General features: G+C 60.4%; 2 protein-coding genes. Both read right to left on the bottom strand.

Annotation, left to right across the window (positions count from 1 at the left end):
• Positions 1-123: 123 nt before the first annotated feature.
• Complete coding sequence (rplX, locus tag EN879_RS38065) at positions 124-438, bottom strand: 50S ribosomal protein L24 (RefSeq protein ID WP_013531428.1); 315 nt, start codon at positions 436-438, stop codon at positions 124-126.
• Positions 439-450: 12 nt separating this feature from the next.
• Positions 451-619, bottom strand: a 169-nt coding sequence (locus EN879_RS38060) for an uL14 family ribosomal protein (protein ID WP_206521114.1), incomplete at its 5' end; no start/stop codon positions are given.

Genomic DNA, 619 nt, shown 5'->3' with positions numbered 1-619 from the left:
TTGTCGTAGCCGAACTGTTCCTGCAGCGCCTTGCGGATGGTCTCGTTGTAGACCTGCTTGAGGCGCGGCGTGTTCTGAGCCTTGGACTGTTTGCTTTCAGCCGTGGGCTTCGTGGTTTGAGCCTTAGCCATTGATGACTTCTCCCGAGCGCTTGGCGACGCGCACCTTCTTGCCGTCCTTCTGGAAGATGAAGCCGACGCGGGTCGGCTTGCCATCCTTGGGGTCGGCCAGCGCGATGTTCGACAGCTGGATCGGCGCTTCCTTGGTGATGATCCCGCCCTCTTGGGACTGGGACTGCTTCTGGTGACGGCGGATCATGTTGACGCCGCGCACCAGCGCGGTGTCTTCCTTCGGCTGTACCGAGAGGACTTCGCCCGAACGGCCCTTGTCCTTGCCGGCCAGCACGACGACCTTGTCGCCTTTTCTAATTTTTTGCATTGGTCCGGCTCCTTACAGCACTTCAGGCGCGAGCGAGATGATCTTCATGTGGTTCTTGGCGCGGAGTTCGCGCGGAACCGGTCCGAAGATACGCGTGCCGATCGGCTCTTTCTTGTTGTCGACGAGAACGGCCGCGTTCTTGTCGAAACGGATCACGCTGCCATCCGGGCGGCGAATGTCC

The sequence above is a fragment of the Mesorhizobium sp. M7A.F.Ca.AU.002.02.1.1 genome, from assembly GCF_003998535.1.
GTDB lineage: Bacteria > Pseudomonadota > Alphaproteobacteria > Rhizobiales > Rhizobiaceae > Mesorhizobium > Mesorhizobium ciceri.
This window is presented reverse-complemented; position numbering and strand designations above follow the sequence as displayed.

Excerpts from the sequence above, each read along its gene's own strand:
- rplX (WP_013531428.1), bottom strand. The coding sequence starts at position 438 with ATGCAAAAAATTAGAAAAGGCGACAAGGTCGTCGTGCTGGCCGGCAAG.